The 15095-nt window shown below is 62.2% G+C and carries 14 protein-coding genes; 9 read left to right on the top strand and 5 right to left on the bottom strand.

The window, feature by feature from the left end; translation table 11 throughout:
* Positions 1-30 precede the first annotated feature (30 nt).
* The 3 genes from E0L37_RS03830 to E0L37_RS03820 all read left to right on the top strand — a co-directional run bounded on the left by E0L37_RS03830 (position 31) and on the right by E0L37_RS03820 (position 5867).
* The gene (locus E0L37_RS03830; protein ID WP_133490469.1) at positions 31-2571 is read left to right on the top strand and encodes a PKD domain-containing protein; all 2541 of its coding nucleotides are present in this window, start codon (positions 31-33) and stop codon (positions 2569-2571) included.
* Positions 2572-2738: 167 nt separating this feature from the next.
* Positions 2739-5186 (top strand): PKD domain-containing protein, encoded by a 2448-nt coding sequence (locus tag E0L37_RS03825; protein ID WP_133490468.1) that lies wholly within the window; start codon positions 2739-2741, stop codon positions 5184-5186.
* 126 nt (positions 5187-5312) lie between these two features.
* Positions 5313-5867, top strand: a complete 555-nt coding sequence (locus E0L37_RS03820) for a tetratricopeptide repeat protein (protein WP_166642991.1) — start codon at positions 5313-5315, stop codon at positions 5865-5867.
* A gap of 33 nt (positions 5868-5900) precedes the next feature.
* Here E0L37_RS03820 and E0L37_RS03815 read toward each other — a convergent pair whose 3' ends face one another.
* Together E0L37_RS03815 and E0L37_RS03810 are read right to left on the bottom strand one after the other, a co-directional pair.
* Positions 5901-6224 (bottom strand): thioredoxin family protein, encoded by a 324-nt coding sequence (locus tag E0L37_RS03815; protein ID WP_133490467.1) that lies wholly within the window; start codon positions 6222-6224, stop codon positions 5901-5903.
* Positions 6221-7132 (bottom strand): LysR family transcriptional regulator, encoded by a 912-nt coding sequence (locus tag E0L37_RS03810; RefSeq protein WP_240687420.1) that lies wholly within the window; start codon positions 7130-7132, stop codon positions 6221-6223. Before E0L37_RS03810 ends, E0L37_RS03815 begins: the two co-directional genes overlap by 4 nt.
* Before the next feature lie 122 nt (positions 7133-7254).
* On the opposite strand from E0L37_RS03810, the gene E0L37_RS03805 reads away from it, so the two are divergent.
* Positions 7255-7896, top strand: a complete 642-nt coding sequence (locus tag E0L37_RS03805; RefSeq protein ID WP_133490465.1) for an NAD(P)-dependent oxidoreductase — start codon at positions 7255-7257, stop codon at positions 7894-7896.
* Here the strand turns inward: E0L37_RS03805 and ptsJ are convergent, their stop codons facing one another.
* Positions 7897-9195 (bottom strand): transcriptional regulator PtsJ, encoded by a 1299-nt coding sequence (gene ptsJ / locus E0L37_RS03800; protein ID WP_133490464.1) that lies wholly within the window; start codon positions 9193-9195, stop codon positions 7897-7899.
* An 81-nt stretch (positions 9196-9276) separates the two neighbouring features.
* On the opposite strand from ptsJ, the gene E0L37_RS03795 reads away from it, so the two are divergent.
* From E0L37_RS03795 to E0L37_RS03785, 3 genes are read left to right on the top strand one after another with little or no spacing between them, the layout of a single operon-like run.
* On the top strand, positions 9277-10086 hold the full coding sequence (locus E0L37_RS03795; RefSeq protein WP_133490463.1) for a YggS family pyridoxal phosphate-dependent enzyme: 810 nt from the start codon (positions 9277-9279) through the stop codon (positions 10084-10086).
* Positions 10083-10793 carry a glutamine amidotransferase gene (locus E0L37_RS03790; protein WP_133490462.1) on the top strand — a complete coding sequence of 237 codons (711 nt, stop codon included), beginning with the start codon at positions 10083-10085 and terminating at the stop codon, positions 10791-10793. Before E0L37_RS03795 ends, E0L37_RS03790 begins: the two co-directional genes overlap by 4 nt.
* Positions 10790-11029, top strand: a complete 240-nt coding sequence (locus E0L37_RS03785; protein ID WP_133490461.1) for a cytoplasmic protein — start codon at positions 10790-10792, stop codon at positions 11027-11029. The genes E0L37_RS03790 and E0L37_RS03785 overlap by 4 nt, the downstream gene beginning before the upstream one ends.
* On the opposite strand, the gene E0L37_RS03780 is transcribed toward E0L37_RS03785, so the two are convergent.
* Positions 11030-11629 carry a TetR/AcrR family transcriptional regulator gene (locus tag E0L37_RS03780; RefSeq protein WP_133490460.1) on the bottom strand — a complete coding sequence of 200 codons (600 nt, stop codon included), beginning with the start codon at positions 11627-11629 and terminating at the stop codon, positions 11030-11032.
* A gap of 166 nt (positions 11630-11795) precedes the next feature.
* Between E0L37_RS03780 and E0L37_RS03775 the strand changes: the two genes are divergently transcribed.
* Both E0L37_RS03775 and E0L37_RS03770 read left to right on the top strand, forming a co-directional pair.
* Positions 11796-13268 (top strand): DHA2 family efflux MFS transporter permease subunit, encoded by a 1473-nt coding sequence (locus E0L37_RS03775; protein WP_133490459.1) that lies wholly within the window; start codon positions 11796-11798, stop codon positions 13266-13268.
* 115 nt (positions 13269-13383) lie between these two features.
* The gene (locus E0L37_RS03770; RefSeq protein WP_133490457.1) at positions 13384-14295 is read left to right on the top strand and encodes a LysR family transcriptional regulator; all 912 of its coding nucleotides are present in this window, start codon (positions 13384-13386) and stop codon (positions 14293-14295) included.
* 5 nt (positions 14296-14300) lie between these two features.
* Here the strand turns inward: E0L37_RS03770 and E0L37_RS03765 are convergent, their stop codons facing one another.
* Positions 14301-15095, bottom strand: a complete 795-nt coding sequence (locus E0L37_RS03765; RefSeq protein ID WP_133490456.1) for a helix-turn-helix transcriptional regulator — start codon at positions 15093-15095, stop codon at positions 14301-14303.

Genomic DNA, 15095 nt, shown 5'->3' with positions numbered 1-15095 from the left:
TATCCGCCGCAACTTAATGGAGAGACATCCATGCAATGCCTGAAAACACTGTGCGCGCTGTTGTGCGCTTCGTTATTGCTGGCCGCCTGCGGCGGTGGTGGCGGAGGAGGTGGAGGAGGCACTTCCGTTCCTCTCCCCGTCGCCAACGCCGGTCCCGATCAAACCGTGGAAATGGGCACCACCGTTACCCTTGATGGCACACAAAGCAGTTCGCCCACCGAGGGCGCGACACTCAGCTACACCTGGTCGCTGGCCAGCAAGCCGGAGGGCAGTGCCGCCGAGCTGTCTGATGAGGCCGGAGCACAACCCACCTTCACCGCCGATCTGCCCGGCACCTACGAAGCGGACCTGGTGGTCAATGATGGTACCGCCGACAGCGGTCATGACGCGGTTACCATTATCGCCACCAATCCTGATCCGGTGGCCATCGCCGAGACCGAGTACCATGTGCTGATCGGCACCACCGTTATGCTCGACGGCAGCGGCAGTGTGCCCCCCACCGGCGGCGATACCGCTCAGTTGGTGTACAACTGGTACTTGCAGGATCTGCCCGCGGGCAGCACAGCCTCGCTAGCCCAAACCGGCACCGGGCTGACCAGCTTCTACGCGGACATGGCCGGTACTTACACCGCCATCCTCACCGTCGACTATCAGGAAAAAACCAGTGAGCCTCTGACCGTGACCATTGTTGCCGGGAACGCCAATAGCAAACCCGTAGCCGATGCCGGTGGTCCTTATACCATCGAACGCGGTCAAACCCTGACCCTGGACGGCACCGGCAGCAGCGATGCCGACAACGATCAGCTCAGCTATCGCTGGTACCTGATGAGCCCGGGTCATGACGCCGCGTCCGCCGCTATCTGGATACCCAACGGATCGGCGTTGACGCTGGACAACGGCTTGCAAGGATACGATACCGCCAATCCCACCCTGACACCTGATGTTGCCGGTAATTGGAGCGCATACCTGGTCGTCCATGACGGCACGTCCATCAGTAATCTCAGTTCCGCCAGCATTACCGTCACCAAACCGGAAGGCGCGGAAAACACCCCTCCGGTGGCGTCCTTTTACAGTAAACCCCGCGTTGGTTTCATCGCTCCGGTACCCACTGATGAAGTGGAATTGGGCAGTACCGTGTGGTCCAGCGGCAATTCCTACGATATCGACGGAACCAATATCAGCAGCAGCAATCGCCGCTATCAATGGATCACCACCCCCGCTGGTTACGATGCGGAAGACCTTACCGGCAAGGGATCATTCAGTTTCACTCCCACCGTGGAAGGCCAGTACACCGTGGAAATGACGGTCAATGACGGCGAGGCCGACAGCGATCCGGCACGCCGCACCTTTATCGCCCGTACCGGCGCCAACCGAGCTCCCTCTCCACGTATCACGGTGGATTCGCAGACCATCCTGGTAGGAGAAGCGGGCTGGTTCGACGGTTCCGAAAGCACGGATCCGGACGACAACGCCCTGACCTACCATTGGCACCTGCTGGACAAACCCGATGGCAGCACCGCGCAACTTCAATTCCAGAATGTAACCCGCACCGACGGCACGGTACTGAATAACGCCCGCGCAGGAGTCGTCGCGGATCAGCCCGGTATTTACATCGTTCTTCTGGCCGTTACCGACAGTCATGGCGTTACCAGTAGCCTCACCTCCACCTATTACGGAAGAGTCCTGGCCAAGTCGCGGAACAATCCGCCAGTGATCGGCAGCATCAACAACGACAACGATCATCTGGTGAATCGCCGTCGTAACACTCACTTCAACGATTCCGATCAACCCTACGTGATCGATGATGGCAGCGAGCCGGTTCTGCTCTATACACAAAACGCAGTGGATCCGGATCTCGATACGCTCTATTACCTGTGGACACTGGAACAACCGGCAGGCAGCGAACTGCCCGACGCCAGCGTCGATGCCACTTTCACCGTTGGCAAACCTCTCGTCGCCGGTAACTACACCGCCACCGCCATCGTCAGCGACGGTATCGATACCTCGGAACCTCACATTCTCAACTTCAAAACGGTGCAACGCGCTGACTACCCCAGTCTTTTGCTGGAGGATTATCACTCGGCCGGCACGGTCAATAGCTGGGACCGTGTCATGCAAAACGGTTTCGCCACCGGTATGCCTGGCGAAGCCCCACGGCAGCGTGCCTTCCCCTATTGGGATCACGCCGACAATTCGTTCCCGATAACCTCCTTTCAACTCGTCGAGGGTGACAATGCCATCAAAAATTACCGGCTGACCGCCTTTGGCAGTGATTACACCGTCATCAATGTTCGCACCAGCGCACCGAGAAGAAGTGGCACCGAATCCTTCTCCGCCAAATTCGCCGGGCTCACCGAGGGCCAGGTTATCCAACGAGGGGAGAGCATCGATTTCAGTCTTATCCTCACCGCCCCGGCCAACGCCGATGAAGTCATGGGCAATGTCGGCCCCGACCCGGACCTGCCCGAGGGAAGCTATGACCGGGGCAATGCTCTGATCGGCATGACCTATACCTTCGAGATCGCGGAGAAGCCGGGCTGGACCTTCGAATACGCCCCCAGTTCCCGCTAATCATGATGATTTGATTTTCACCGGCCACGGGATTCGAACCAGGATTTCTTGATCCTGGTTCCATCCCGCTATCAACCGAGCACCAACGGGAGCGGATAGAGTCCCCCCCTTTCCGCCGCCAAATAATCGGCATGAGTAACAAGCAACGTGTTAATGGAGAGACATCCATGCAATGCCTGAAAACACTGTGCGCGCTGTTGTGCGCTTCGTTATTGCTGGCCGCCTGCGGCGGTGGTGGCGGAGGAGGTGGCGGAGGCGCTTCCGTTCCTCTCCCCGTCGCCAACGCCGGTCCCGATCAAACCGTGGAAATGGGCACCACCGTTACCCTTGATGGCACACAAAGCAGTTCGCCCACCGAGGGCGCGACACTCAGCTACACCTGGTCGCTGGCCAGCAAGCCGGAGGGCAGTGCCGCCGAGCTGTCTGATGAGGCCGGAGCACAACCCACCTTCACCGCCGATCTGCCCGGCACCTACGAAGCGGACCTGGTGGTCAATGATGGTACCGCCGACAGCGGTCATGACGCGGTTACCATTATCGCCACCAATCCTGATCCGGTGGCCATCGCCGAGACCGAGTACCATGTGCTGATCGGCACCACCGTTATGCTCGACGGCAGCGACAGTGTGCCCCCCACCGGCGGCGATACCGCTCAGTTGGTGTACAACTGGTCTTTGCAGGATCTGCCCACGGGCAGCACAGCCGCGCTGGCTCAAACCGGCACCGGGCTGACCAGCTTCTACGCGGACATGGCTGGTACTTACACCGCCATTCTGACCGTGGGGTATCAGGAAAAAATCAGCGCGCCGCTTACGGTTACCATTATCGCGAGCACCGCCAACACCAAGCCAGTGGCTGACGCCGGTGGCCCTTACACTATTGAACGAGGTCAAACCCTGACCCTGGACGGCAACGGCAGCAGCGACGCCGACGGCAATCCTCTCACCTATCGCTGGTATCTGTTTCCTCCATCCTACACAGCCCGGGAAGTCACCGCGCAAAAACCGGCGGGTTCCCTGCTAACGGTGGAGAATGCCCTGGTCGATTATGATACCGCGACCCCCAGCATAACCCCCGATGTGGTAGGTAAATGGACGGCTTATTTGGTTGTTCACGACGGTGTTTCCATCAGTGAATCCAGTGCAACCATTGATGTCACCCTTCCCGATGGCGCTGAAAATACCCCGCCGGTGGCCACCTGGTTTGGCGAGCCCCATGTGAGTTTCTATGAAGGCAGCTACAGTAATGAAGTGGAACTCGGCACGACCATCTGGGCTAGCGGCAATTCCTACGACGCGGACGGCGGCTGCTGCGGCAGCAGCAATCGCCGTTATAGCTGGATCAGCACCCCCGAGGGCTACGTGCAGGAAGACCAGACGGGCAAGGGCTCTTTTTGGTTCACGCCCGATGTTCCCGGAGCCTATACCGTGGAAATGATTGTGAATGACGGTGAGGACGACAGTGCCCCGAAGCAACGCACCTTCACTGCCCGTACCGGTGCCAACGAAGCTCCCAGAGCCGCGTTGGCCGTGGACTCCGGCACTGTATTGGTCGGCGATACCGCTTGGTTCGATGGTCGTGACAGCAGCGACCCCAATGATGATCCACTGGAATATATCTGGACCCTGTTCGACAAACCGGATGGCAGTAGCGCCAAACTGACTTTTCAAAATGTTACCAGCGACGACGGAGCGGTGCTTGTCAATGCTCGCGCTGGGATCGTTACGGATCAGCCCGGCGCCTACGTCGTCATGCTAGCGGTACGTGATTCACATGGTGTCACCAACCGGCCCACTACCCTGATCTACGGTAAGGTTCTGGCCAAGTCTGAAAATAACCCGCCGGAGACCAATCCTACAGCGCGGCTGGCAACTAACCGGATTAACCCGCTCTACCCCTACCTGGGCATGGACGAAACACAGCCCTTGGTCACCGGCCAGCAGGCCTATCTCGCATCCAATGCGATTGATCCTGACCTGGATGCTTTGTATTACCTGTGGACCATGGACAAAAAACCCGAAGGCAGCACTGCCACCGAGGCAGGTGACAGAGAATATTTCATGTTCCTCGCGGATCTACCAGGCACCTACCAAGTTACCCTGGTGGTAAGCGATGGCGTTGCCACTTCCGAGCCGTATACCCTCACCATTCCCGTTGTCACTCCGGAGAATTATCCCACCTTGAGGCTGATCCAAGGCGATCAGAGCTACATTGTCGATGGTTCGTCTGGCTCATCCCAAGGTGCGGTTCCGCCAGACCTCGCCACCATGGACATTGATCAGGGAGGCTCGATGACACTGCCATATAGCAATACATTCCCCGATTCGGGCGCCTTAACCCGCCTCTGGGCATTGACCGCCTCAAAAGGGGACTACACCATCGTCGACCTCAACGTCACTACCGAGCATGGTGGCACCGAACAGGCTCGCTTGGTGGGACTCACCGAAGGGCAGGTCATTAAAGAAGGTGAAACCGTCAATTTCGCGTTGGTCTATCCCGCCGATTTTAATATCCGCGAATCGGGCGGGGACTTCCGCTGGCAGTTCAAGATCAAGGAAAGAGAGGACTTTTTCTTTGATTTCCACTATGACAAAGAGCAGGTGCCGCTACCCTGATCAATGTCACGCACGGCCAGAAATACTGGCCGTGCGGCTTTTAACGTGACCACTATCGAGGCGTTAATCATGTCCAGCGCCTCCGTGCTTTCATCTGATATTCTTGCCCGTTTCAGGAGCAGTTCCGTGACACTGAAACCTTTATACTTGGCACTGATACTTTTCGCGGGCACCCCGGTGTTCGCCGCGGACCCTCAACAAATCCAAACCCTTAACGACGAAGCCTTATCGCTGCACTCCGCAGGTGATTACGAACAAGCAGAGCAACGCTACCAGGAACTGCTCCCCTTGCTGAAAGAACACTTCGGCATGGGCAGTATCGAGGAAGCGAGGATCCGGGCCAGCATTGCCGACACCCAACTCGCCCGCCAGCACTACGAAGAGGCGGAACAAAGCTACCGACAGGTGCTGGCCTTGCTGGAACAGCACCACGACACCTTGCTGCGAGCCGACGCTCTGAATGGTTTGGCTTCGGCCCTGTATCTGCGGCGGCATTACGGGCAGGCGGAACCTCTGTACCTGGAAGCCAATGCCTTGCTCGAGGCTGAACCCGCGGCCCCGGTGGAGCAACGTTTGCTGGTACTCGACAATCTGGCCGCACTCTATCAAACGCTGGGCCGCGGCCATCAGGCGCGCCCCTATCAAGACCAGGCCCGGGAGCTTCGACGTAACAGACCCTGACCGCTTCGCGACCACAGCCGCGAAGGGGCTTCTTTAATCGTAAAGGCGTGCCAGTGCTTCGCGGACCACGGCGGTGTCCGTGGGGCGCACCACTCTCGCCACTTCCACCCCATCACGCAGGAAAATCAGTGTCGGCCACAGCTTGACCCGGAACGAGCGGCCCAGACGCCGGCCCGGCCCATCTTCCACCCGGATGTGATCGGTATCCGCCAGCTCCAGCACTTCACGGATCAACGGTTGCGCGGCCTGACAGTGACCACACCAGGGCGTGCCGAATTCCAGCACCAGATTGCCCTCGCCAGCGTCGATGTCCCGCCGTTCCGGCTCCCGCGCCACAAAGCTTTCGTGGTAGCTCATTGCTGGTTCTCCTGTTCCAAAAAGGCGCGAAAAGCGTCGACAAAGGCGCGCACCCGGGCCGGAATATAGCGTCCCGGAGGATACACCGCGTGGATACCGCCGTCCGGCAAACGCCAGTCCGCCAGCACTCGTACCAGACGGCCGGCACGAATCTCCGCTTCCGCGGTGGGCTGCGCCATGACCGACAGCCCCGCGCCACGCGCCAGCATTTCCCGTAACACACCGGTGGCGTTGGTGCTCAGCCGGGCTTGCATTTGCACCCGGCACTGTTGTTCGCCCTTGCGGAAGGTCCAGGTCAGCGGCGAGCGCAACGGCGTGAAAGCCACCCAGTCGTGATCACTCAGCGCCTCCGGCGAAGCCGGTATGCCCTTTCTCCGCAGATAATCCGGCGATGCCATCAGCCATTGCTGAAAATGACCGAGCAGGCTGGAACGCAATGTGGAGTCCCGTAGCCAGCCCAGGCGGATGGCCACATCAATGCCCTCGCGAACCATATCGGTGATCCGGTCACCGCTGCGTAATTCCACTTGCAATCCTGGATGCCCGGCACCGAAGTCCGCCACCACCGGCGCCAGAGTCTGCATGGCGTAGTCCTCGGGGGCGGAGATCCGCAACTCACCGGTCAGGGTCTGCCGGTCGGCTTCCAGGGTGCCAAGCGCCGCTTCCAGGCCGCTCCATAACGGCCGGCATTGCTGATAGAACATCTCGCCGGCGGGCGTTGGCTGCACCTGCCGGGTGGTGCGATGAAACAGGGTCTGCCCCAACCGCTCCTCGAGACGCCGGATCCGCAGGCTGACCCGGGTCTTGGTGCAACCCAGGCGCTCGGCGGCGGCGGTGAAACTGCCCGCTTCCACCAGTGCGATGAATACCGGCAAACTGTTGTAGTCGAGATCTTCCACGGCGGCCATCGGCTGCCCCATTGTTGTTGATTTGAAAACACTGAATTATTGATTGAACGGTTTTTCAAATCAATCACCGATGCCACCATGGCTTTGCTTTCCAGCAAACCCTTCCCCATAAGGAGTTGGTTATGAACATTGCATTGATTGGCGCCAGCGGTTTCATCGGTTCCGCCCTGCTTAATGAGGCCCTGGAACGGGGCCATCGGGTCACCGCCGTGGTCACTCACCCGGAACGGTTGCCGCAACATGGGAATCTAACGCCGGCGAAAGCGGACGTGATGGACAGCGAGGCTCTGGCCAGGGTACTGGCCGGCCATGACGCGGTGATCAGCGCGTTCAGCGGACATGCTCAGGATGACGTCTACGGCTACTACATCCGGGGAGTGGAGTCGATTCTGCGCGCCCTGGAAAGCATCGACGCCAAACGCTTCCTGATCGTCGGCGGGGCCGCGTCACTGGAAGTGGCTCCCGGCAAGCTGCTGTTCGATACGCCGGAGTTTCCGGAGCAATACAAAGCCACCGCCCAGGGTGCCAAGGCGGCTCTGGAATTATTGCGCAGCCAGAACGAACAAAGCTGGACAATGTTGTCCCCAGCGGCGGAGATCTTCCCCGGCGAGCGCACCGGCCAGTTTCAACTCGGCGGCGACCAGCTGATCTCCGACCAGGACGGCAACAGCCGCATTTCAGTGCAGGACTATGCGGTAGCCATGATCAATGAGCTGGAAAGTCCCCGGCATCTGGATCAGCGTTTCACTCTGGGCTACGTCTGATCAGCCGGCCGCCAGCACCCGCGCCAGATCCTCGCTGAAACGCCGCGCCGTTTCCGGCTCCAGTTCGCTGATGGTGACGCGCAAAGCGCCGTCGCCGTCAGCAAGCCGGAATGGACGATCATCGCGCACCAGCCAGCCCCGCCGCGCCAGCGCCGCGGTAACCGGCGCCGCCGGCCCCGGCAATGGCACCCACAGATTGAGCCCGTCGCCATCCCACGGGCACAGCCCGTGCTCCCGCAATACTCGTGACAGGTTGTCCCGGCGCCGCTGATAATCAGCGGCGGCTTCGATTACCCGCGCCATGACCGTCCGGCTTTCCAGGCAGCAAGCCACCATATCCTGCAACAAATGGCTGACCCAGGTGGTGCCCGACGCCAGCCGCAGGCCGAGCCGGCGGGCACTGTCTTCATCGCTGAGCATCAGTGCCAGCCGCAAATCCGGGCCAAAGCATTTCGACACTGAACGCACCAGCGCCCAATGCCGGCTCCTTGATGAGGCCAACGGCTGATAGGCGGCCCGTGATAACGGCGCGAAGTGGTCATCCTCGATCACCAGTACATCCGGGTATTCAGCCAGCACATCCCGTAAAGCCGCGGCCCGCCCAGCGCTCAGGTTGCATCCGGTGGGGTTGTGGGCGCGCGGCGTGCACAATACGGCACGGGCGCCGCTGGCAAGGGCCTGACGCAAGCCATCCACGGTCATGCCTTCGCCATCCACCGGCACGCCCATGGGACGCAGGTCCAGCAAGCGCAGCGTATTGATGCTGCTGAGGAAGCAGGGGTCTTCCACCGCCACCGGATCAGCGGACACCAGATGAGCACCCAGCAACCGTTCGATGGCATCCACCGCTCCGTGGGTCACGCTCAGGACCGGGTCTGGACAATGAGCGTCCTGAAACCACCTTTTCGCCAAGGCCGCCAGCCGGGGCGACACTGGTGGCTCACCGTACAGGCGCGGTTGCCCGGACAAAGCCGACGCCAGCACACGCGGGTCCGGCAGCCAGCGCGAGTCCGGATTACCGCTGGCCAGATCCATCAAGGGCGAGTCCGGTGCCGCGCCTTCCCGTGGTCCCGGTGCCGCCGGCTCTCGAATCAGTGTCCCCAACCGCCCCCGGGTTTCCGCCACGCCCACCACCACCAACCGCTTGTAAGCGGCGGCCACGGTGTTGCGGTTCACGCCCAGCCGCGCCGCCAGTTCCCGTACCGGCGGCAACGCCTGACCCGGCTCCAGGGCACCGTTTCGCACCTCCGCCCGCACGCTGTCGACGATCTCCGCCGCGCTTTGTCCTGTAATCGCCATTTTTTGTCCTATGACAATATGGATTTTGACCTGTGACAATTATAGACTGAGCGCTCTCCAAGTTCCCATGGGAGCCCGGTAATGGCATCAGACCCAACCCTCACGTCCCCCTATCCGCCGGCGGCGACGGTGGCTCAAATTCGCGCCAACCTGGCGTCGGTGCGCCAGCGCATCGACGACGCCTGCAGCCGGTCGGGCCGTGACCCGGCGACGGTGCGCCTGCTGCCGGTGAGCAAAACCGTGGCGGTGGAACGCCTGCGGCTGGCCTACGCCGCTGGTTGCCGGGAACTGGGCGAGAACAAGGTGCAGGAAGCCCGCCATAAACATCAGACGCTGGCGGATCTGACCGACCTGCGCTGGTCGGTGATCGGCCACCTGCAAACCAACAAGGCCCGCTATGTGGCCCGTTTCGCCAGTGAATTCCAGGCCCTGGACAGCGTGCGCGTGGCCGAGGCCCTGGACCGCCGGTTGCAAAAGGAGGGCCGTGCCCTGGACGTCATGGTGCAGGTGAACACTTCCGACGAGGACAGCAAATATGGCCTGGCGCCCAATCAGGTGGCGCCGTTTCTGAAGGCACTGACGCCGTTTTCCTGCTTGCGGGTCCGGGGCCTGATGACCCTGGCGCTGTGGTCGTCCGACACCGACCGGGTCCGGGCCTGCTTCGCGCGGTTACGCCAATTACGGGACCGGCTGCGCCAGAACGCGCCGGACGGGATTGAACTGACGCAGTTATCCATGGGCATGTCCGGCGACTTTGAAACCGCCATCGAGGAGGGCGCCACCGTGGTCCGGGTGGGGCAGGCCATCTTCGGCGCCCGCCCCCTGCCCGACAGTCACTATTGGCCGGGCGCCGCGCCCTCTCCCACACCACAATCGGAGCAAACGCCATGACGACCCACACCGCCGTGGCGCTGCGCCATCTGGCCTTCGAGGATCTCGGCACGCTGGAACCCCTGCTGCGCGACTGGGGATGGCGGATCCAATACCGTGATATCGGCGTCGACACCGTCGAGGATTTGTTCGATAGCCCACCCGACTTGCTGGTTGTCCTCGGTGGTCCGATCGGCGCCTTCGACGACCACCTCTACCCGTACCTGAAAACCGAGCTGGCCCTGATCAGCGAGCGTCTGCGGCAACGGCAGCCGCTGCTCGGCGTCTGCCTCGGCGCGCAGTTGCTGGCCCGGGCTCTGGGTGGCCGGGTTGGCGCCATGCCGGAAAAGGAAATCGGCTTCGCGCCGCTGCAATTGACCAGCGCCGGTCGAGCCTCGCCACTGACTGCTCTGGAGGACATCCCGGTGCTGCACTGGCACGGCGACCGGATTCAGCTGCCGGCCACCGTTCCCAGCCTCGCCACCACGGCGCCCTGCCCGACCCAGGCGTTCGCCGTTGGCCGCCATGCCCTGGGCCTGCAATTTCACATCGAAGCGGACCCGGCCCGGCTGGAACGTTGGCTGATCGGCCACACCCTGGAGCTGTCAGGGGCCGGTATCGACCTGGAGCAACTGCGCCGGGACGCCGCCGAACACGGCGGCGCCCTGACCCGGGCGGCGCGACGACTGATGACACAATGGCGGGACCAATGGGAGCAGCAGCCATGACGCAGTACCGTTTGACGATCCATCACCAAAACCGGCTCCTGGGCCATTTTGAAACCGACGGCGCCGACGCCCGGGCGGCCATGGAACAGGTGCGCGGCTGTTTCCCGGAAGCCGCCGGCTATCAACTCACCATCCAGGTGGCGAGCGAGGAATACCGTTTGCTGGAAAGCGGGCCCGACGGTTTGAAAGTCCTCAGCCGCCGGCCGTTGTACCGGCCTCTCGGTGAACAGCGCTAATCACTTCTCCACGCCTCCCAGCATGGCCAGGAAGCGGCGGCTGAGAAAAGCGCCGAGTTCGTCGCTGTCCTCGCCACCGCGGGCAATAGCGGTGTCGGCGAGACCATGCATGCTCCAGTAGGCCATGGTCGCCAGCCGCTGCCAGTCGGATAGCGGCCAGGCGCCAGCGTCGCCGCCCTGGCGGAGAATCGCTTCCACCTGGCCCACCACCGCGTCCAGATCCGGATTGTCCCGGTCATGGTGGTGGCCGGCGTAGACCAGATCATGCAGTTGGAAATCGGCTTGATAGGCATGCAGGCTACTGGTGAACCAGGCGCTCAGACGGCCAGGCCAGTCGTCGCTACCACAGGCTTCCACAGCGGCATTCACGCGCTCCAGGAAGCGACGCGTAAAGCGCTCGCGCAGGGCCGGCAGCAGATCGGTCTTGGCGTTGAAATAGTGATAGAAAGTCCCCTTGGCCACACCGGCCCGCTCGACGATATCCCCCACCGTGGTCGCGTCCACGCCCTTGTCGAGAAACAATGCCTGGGCGGCGCTTACCAGCTCATCGAGACGTACTTCAGCGGGCTTCACCTGCCGCGGCCGTTGCTTGGTGTTCAAGAGACTTCCTTCTTCCAATTCGATTCGCCGTCAGTGGATAACGACGGTGTCAGTGTACCGGGTCGTCAACACGGGACCTAGGGATTCGCCTTGTCAATTCAATTGACCGACGGTCAGTCAATAACTAGACTTCACAAACAAGACTCATTCTCAAAAAGGAATTTCCATGATTTCGCGCCGCTTCGCCCTGGTCACCGCCGTCTATCTGGCCACCTTCATGGCGGTACTCGACATCAGTATCGTCAACGTGGCGCTCCCAACCCTGCAGACCGCTTTGAGCGCCGATCTGGCCGGTTTGCAATGGGTAATCGACGCCTACGCCTTGTGCCTTTCCGCATTCATGCTTTCCGCCGGTCCTTTCAGTGACCGTTATGGTTATAAACGCTGCTGGCTGGCCGGCGTTGCGCTGTTCACCGTCAGCTCGGGGCTGTGCGCCCTGGCCCCCAATCTGACCGTCCTGCTGGTGGGCCGGGTTGCTCAAGGCATGGCCGGCGCGCTGCTGATTCCCGGCGCCCTGTCGATCCTGTCCCACGCCTTCCCCGATCCGCGTTCACGGGCCCATGCCATCGGCGGGCTGTCCTCGTTCAGCGCCCTGTCATTGATCCTCGGTCCTCTGCTCGGCGGCGTGCTGGTGGACACGGTGGGCTGGCCCAGCATTTTTCTACTCAACCTGCCGCTGGGCGTGGCGGTGCTGATCCTGGGCGGCGTCAGCATCCCGGAACGGCGGCATCCGCGGCACGCCGCCCTGGATCCGGCCGGTCAATTTCTGGCGGTGCTGGCGTTGGGCACGCTCACTTTCGGTCTGATCGCCGCCGGTGAACACGGCTGGATGCACGCCCTGCCCCGCTACGCCTTGCTCACCGCCCTGCTCGGCATGATCGCCTTCGTGTGGGTGGAAAGCCGGGTGGCGCGCCCGGTCTTACCGCTGGCCCTGTTCCGCCATGGGGAGTTTTCCCGTGCCAACGTGGCCTCTTTCGTGCTCGGCTTTTCCGCTTACAGCAGCCTGTTTTTCTTCTCACTGTTCCTACAACGGATTCAAGGTCATGGTCCCGCCGAGGCCGGTCTGAGAATGATGCCGCAATTCGTACTGTCCGGGCTGGCGTCAATCCTGTTCGGCCGGCTGCATCAACGTTTCACCCTGTCGACTCTGCTGATCGCCGGTTACTTGTTGATGGGCGGTGCCATGACATCGATGGTGCTGCTGGACGCCACCACCGACTACCGGTGGGTGGGACTATTGTTCGCCCTGCTTGGCGCCGGCATGGGGCTGGCGGTACCGGGCACCGGGCTGGCGGTAATGAACGCGGTACCGCCGGAACGGGTGGCCATCGCTTCGGCAGTGATCAACGCCCTGCGGCAAACCGGCATGGCGGTGGGAATCGCCCTGATGGGCAGCCTGATGAGCACACAAGCAATTCGTCATTTGAGCGCGGCCAGCGGCGATCCGGTACTGGCACGGCAAGCCGTCACTGGCGCCACACCGGCATCGGGAGTAAGCGCTATCGCCACTCAACTGACTGCCGCCCTGGGCAGCGGTTTTCATCTCGCCATGGCCGTGGCCGGCGCCGCCGCGCTACTGACGGCGGCGTTACTGTTGTGGGCCCGCCGCATGGCCACCGTATCGGAACCCGCGGTGTAACCGGGATCCTTGCCGGCCGGGCTGACCACGCGCCCATGACGTTGATCGTCAAAAAGGAACAAACACAGTATATTCCCTTCTATCCGTCAGCCCAGACGAACAATGGAGGCGCGCCATGGACCGGTTGGAACTGCTCAGAATCTTCGTGCGCGTGGTGGACTGCGGCAATTTCAGCCGCGCCGCGGAAACCCTGCCGCTGCCGCGCTCCTCGGTGTCCGGCGCGATCAAAACACTGGAGCAACGCGTCGGAGCGCGGCTGCTGCATCGCACCACGCGTCAGGTCACCGTCACCGAGGAAGGACATCGTTTCTATCAACGTTGTGTGCGACTGCTTTCCGATTACGAGGAAACCGAGGAGCTGTTCCGCCCCGGCAAGGCCCCCGCCGGCCGCATTCGCGTCAATGTGCCGGCCCGTGTCGGCCGGCTGGTACTGGCCCCGGCGCTGCCGGATTTTCTGGACCGCTATCCGGATATCAAGGTGGATCTGTGCGTGGCCGACCGCCAGGTGGACCTGGTGCAGGAAGCGGTGGATTGTGTCATTCGCGTCGGGCCGCTGGCCGATTCCTCCCTGATAGCCCGACCGTTGGGGCGATTGGAATTGATCAATTGCGCCAGCCCTGCGTACCTGCGGCGCCACGGCACCCCCACCACGGTGGAAGAGCTCCCGTCACATCAGGTGGTGCACTACATCTCACCGAGCCAGGGCCGCCCTGAACCCTGGGAATATCAACGCGATGGCGAATACCACGAGATGGAGATACCCGGTGCCGTGGCGGTAAACAACACCGAGCTGTATATCGCCTGCTGCCGGGCCGGGCTGGGTCTGATTCAGGTGCCGGCCTACGACGTTCGCGAGGATCTGGAAAACGGTCTGCTCCGCGAAGTGCTCCCCGAGTGGCGGGCCGAACCCATGGAGATCACCTTGCTGTATCCACAGCGCCTCCATCTGTCGCACCGCTTCCAGGTGTTCTCCCAGTGGCTGGAAACGGTGATTGGCGAGCGCCTGCACCCCACGCCCCGGCGCTGAGCGCTCTATTCCTCGTCCCGCGCGTACACCACCAGACGCAGATGGCGGTCCTCATCCACGGTCAGGGTGGTGTGCTGATAGCGCCGGACCTGTCCATCGCAAAGCAACTCCCGGCTGCCCGTGCACGGAGCCCGCACGTCCTGACACGGCCACCATTGGCGGAATTCCGGCGAGGCCCGCTCCAGTCGCCGAACCAGCTCGGTGATGCTGGGATCAGTGGTGGCGCGCACGAAATCGCGGCGGAAACTGGCCAGCATGCCGGGCACCTGCTCGGCCCAATTGACGAACACGCCACGCAGATCCTCGGCAGTGAACAACAGCCAAAGCAGATTACGCTGCCCCGCCGGTCGCCGCTCGAAATCAAATAGCGTCTGCGCCGCCGCGTTCCAGGCCAGCACGTCCCAGCGCAAGTTGAGCACATAAGCGGGATGGTCGGGCCAATCGTCCATCAGGCGCCGCACCAGCGGCGGCACCGAGCACCAGGTTTTACCCGGCTCCACCGGCGGCCGGTTCTGCGCCAGCAAAAACAGATGGCGGCGCTGCGCGCCGTCCAGTTTGAGCACCCGGGCGATACGTTCCAGCACCGGCGCGGACACGCCGATGTCACGCCCCTGTTCCAGCCAGGTGTACCAGGTCACTCCGACTCCGGCGAGCGTGGCGACTTCCTCGCGGCGCAAACCGGGGGTGCGCCGGCGCCCGCTGTCCGCCAATCCCACCTGCTCCGGGGTGACCGCTTCCCTGCGGGCACGCAGAAAGGCAGCCAGTTCCTGGCGGGTCCGTTGTAGCCTCGGCGCGGTCAT

The sequence above is a fragment of the Alcanivorax sp. 24 genome (assembly GCF_004360225.1).
Classification (GTDB): Bacteria; Pseudomonadota; Gammaproteobacteria; order Pseudomonadales; family Alcanivoracaceae; genus Alloalcanivorax; species Alloalcanivorax xiamenensis.
The sequence above is the reverse complement of the archived record's forward strand: the minus strand, read 5'-3'. Positions and strand labels throughout refer to the sequence as shown.

What these genes read in the sequence shown, in the direction of transcription:
- E0L37_RS03790 (WP_133490462.1), top strand. Translation starts at nt 10,083, where the DNA reads ATGACGACCCACACCGCCGTGGCGCTGCGCCATCTGGCCTTCGAGGAT.
- E0L37_RS03815 (WP_133490467.1), bottom strand. Translation starts at nt 6,224, where the DNA reads ATGAGCTACCACGAAAGCTTTGTGGCGCGGGAGCCGGAACGGCGGGAC.
- E0L37_RS03770 (WP_133490457.1), top strand. Translation starts at nt 13,384, where the DNA reads ATGGACCGGTTGGAACTGCTCAGAATCTTCGTGCGCGTGGTGGACTGC.
- E0L37_RS03775 (WP_133490459.1), top strand. Translation starts at nt 11,796, where the DNA reads ATGATTTCGCGCCGCTTCGCCCTGGTCACCGCCGTCTATCTGGCCACC.
- E0L37_RS03795 (WP_133490463.1), top strand. Translation starts at nt 9,277, where the DNA reads ATGGCATCAGACCCAACCCTCACGTCCCCCTATCCGCCGGCGGCGACG.
- E0L37_RS03825 (WP_133490468.1), top strand. Translation starts at nt 2,739, where the DNA reads ATGCAATGCCTGAAAACACTGTGCGCGCTGTTGTGCGCTTCGTTATTG.
- E0L37_RS03805 (WP_133490465.1), top strand. Translation starts at nt 7,255, where the DNA reads ATGAACATTGCATTGATTGGCGCCAGCGGTTTCATCGGTTCCGCCCTG.
- E0L37_RS03785 (WP_133490461.1), top strand. Translation starts at nt 10,790, where the DNA reads ATGACGCAGTACCGTTTGACGATCCATCACCAAAACCGGCTCCTGGGC.
- E0L37_RS03765 (WP_133490456.1), bottom strand. Translation starts at nt 15,095, where the DNA reads ATGACCGCGCCGAGGCTACAACGGACCCGCCAGGAACTGGCTGCCTTT.
- ptsJ (WP_133490464.1), bottom strand. Translation starts at nt 9,195, where the DNA reads ATGGCGATTACAGGACAAAGCGCGGCGGAGATCGTCGACAGCGTGCGG.
- E0L37_RS03830 (WP_133490469.1), top strand. Translation starts at nt 31, where the DNA reads ATGCAATGCCTGAAAACACTGTGCGCGCTGTTGTGCGCTTCGTTATTG.
- E0L37_RS03810 (WP_240687420.1), bottom strand. Translation starts at nt 7,132, where the DNA reads ATGGCCGCCGTGGAAGATCTCGACTACAACAGTTTGCCGGTATTCATC.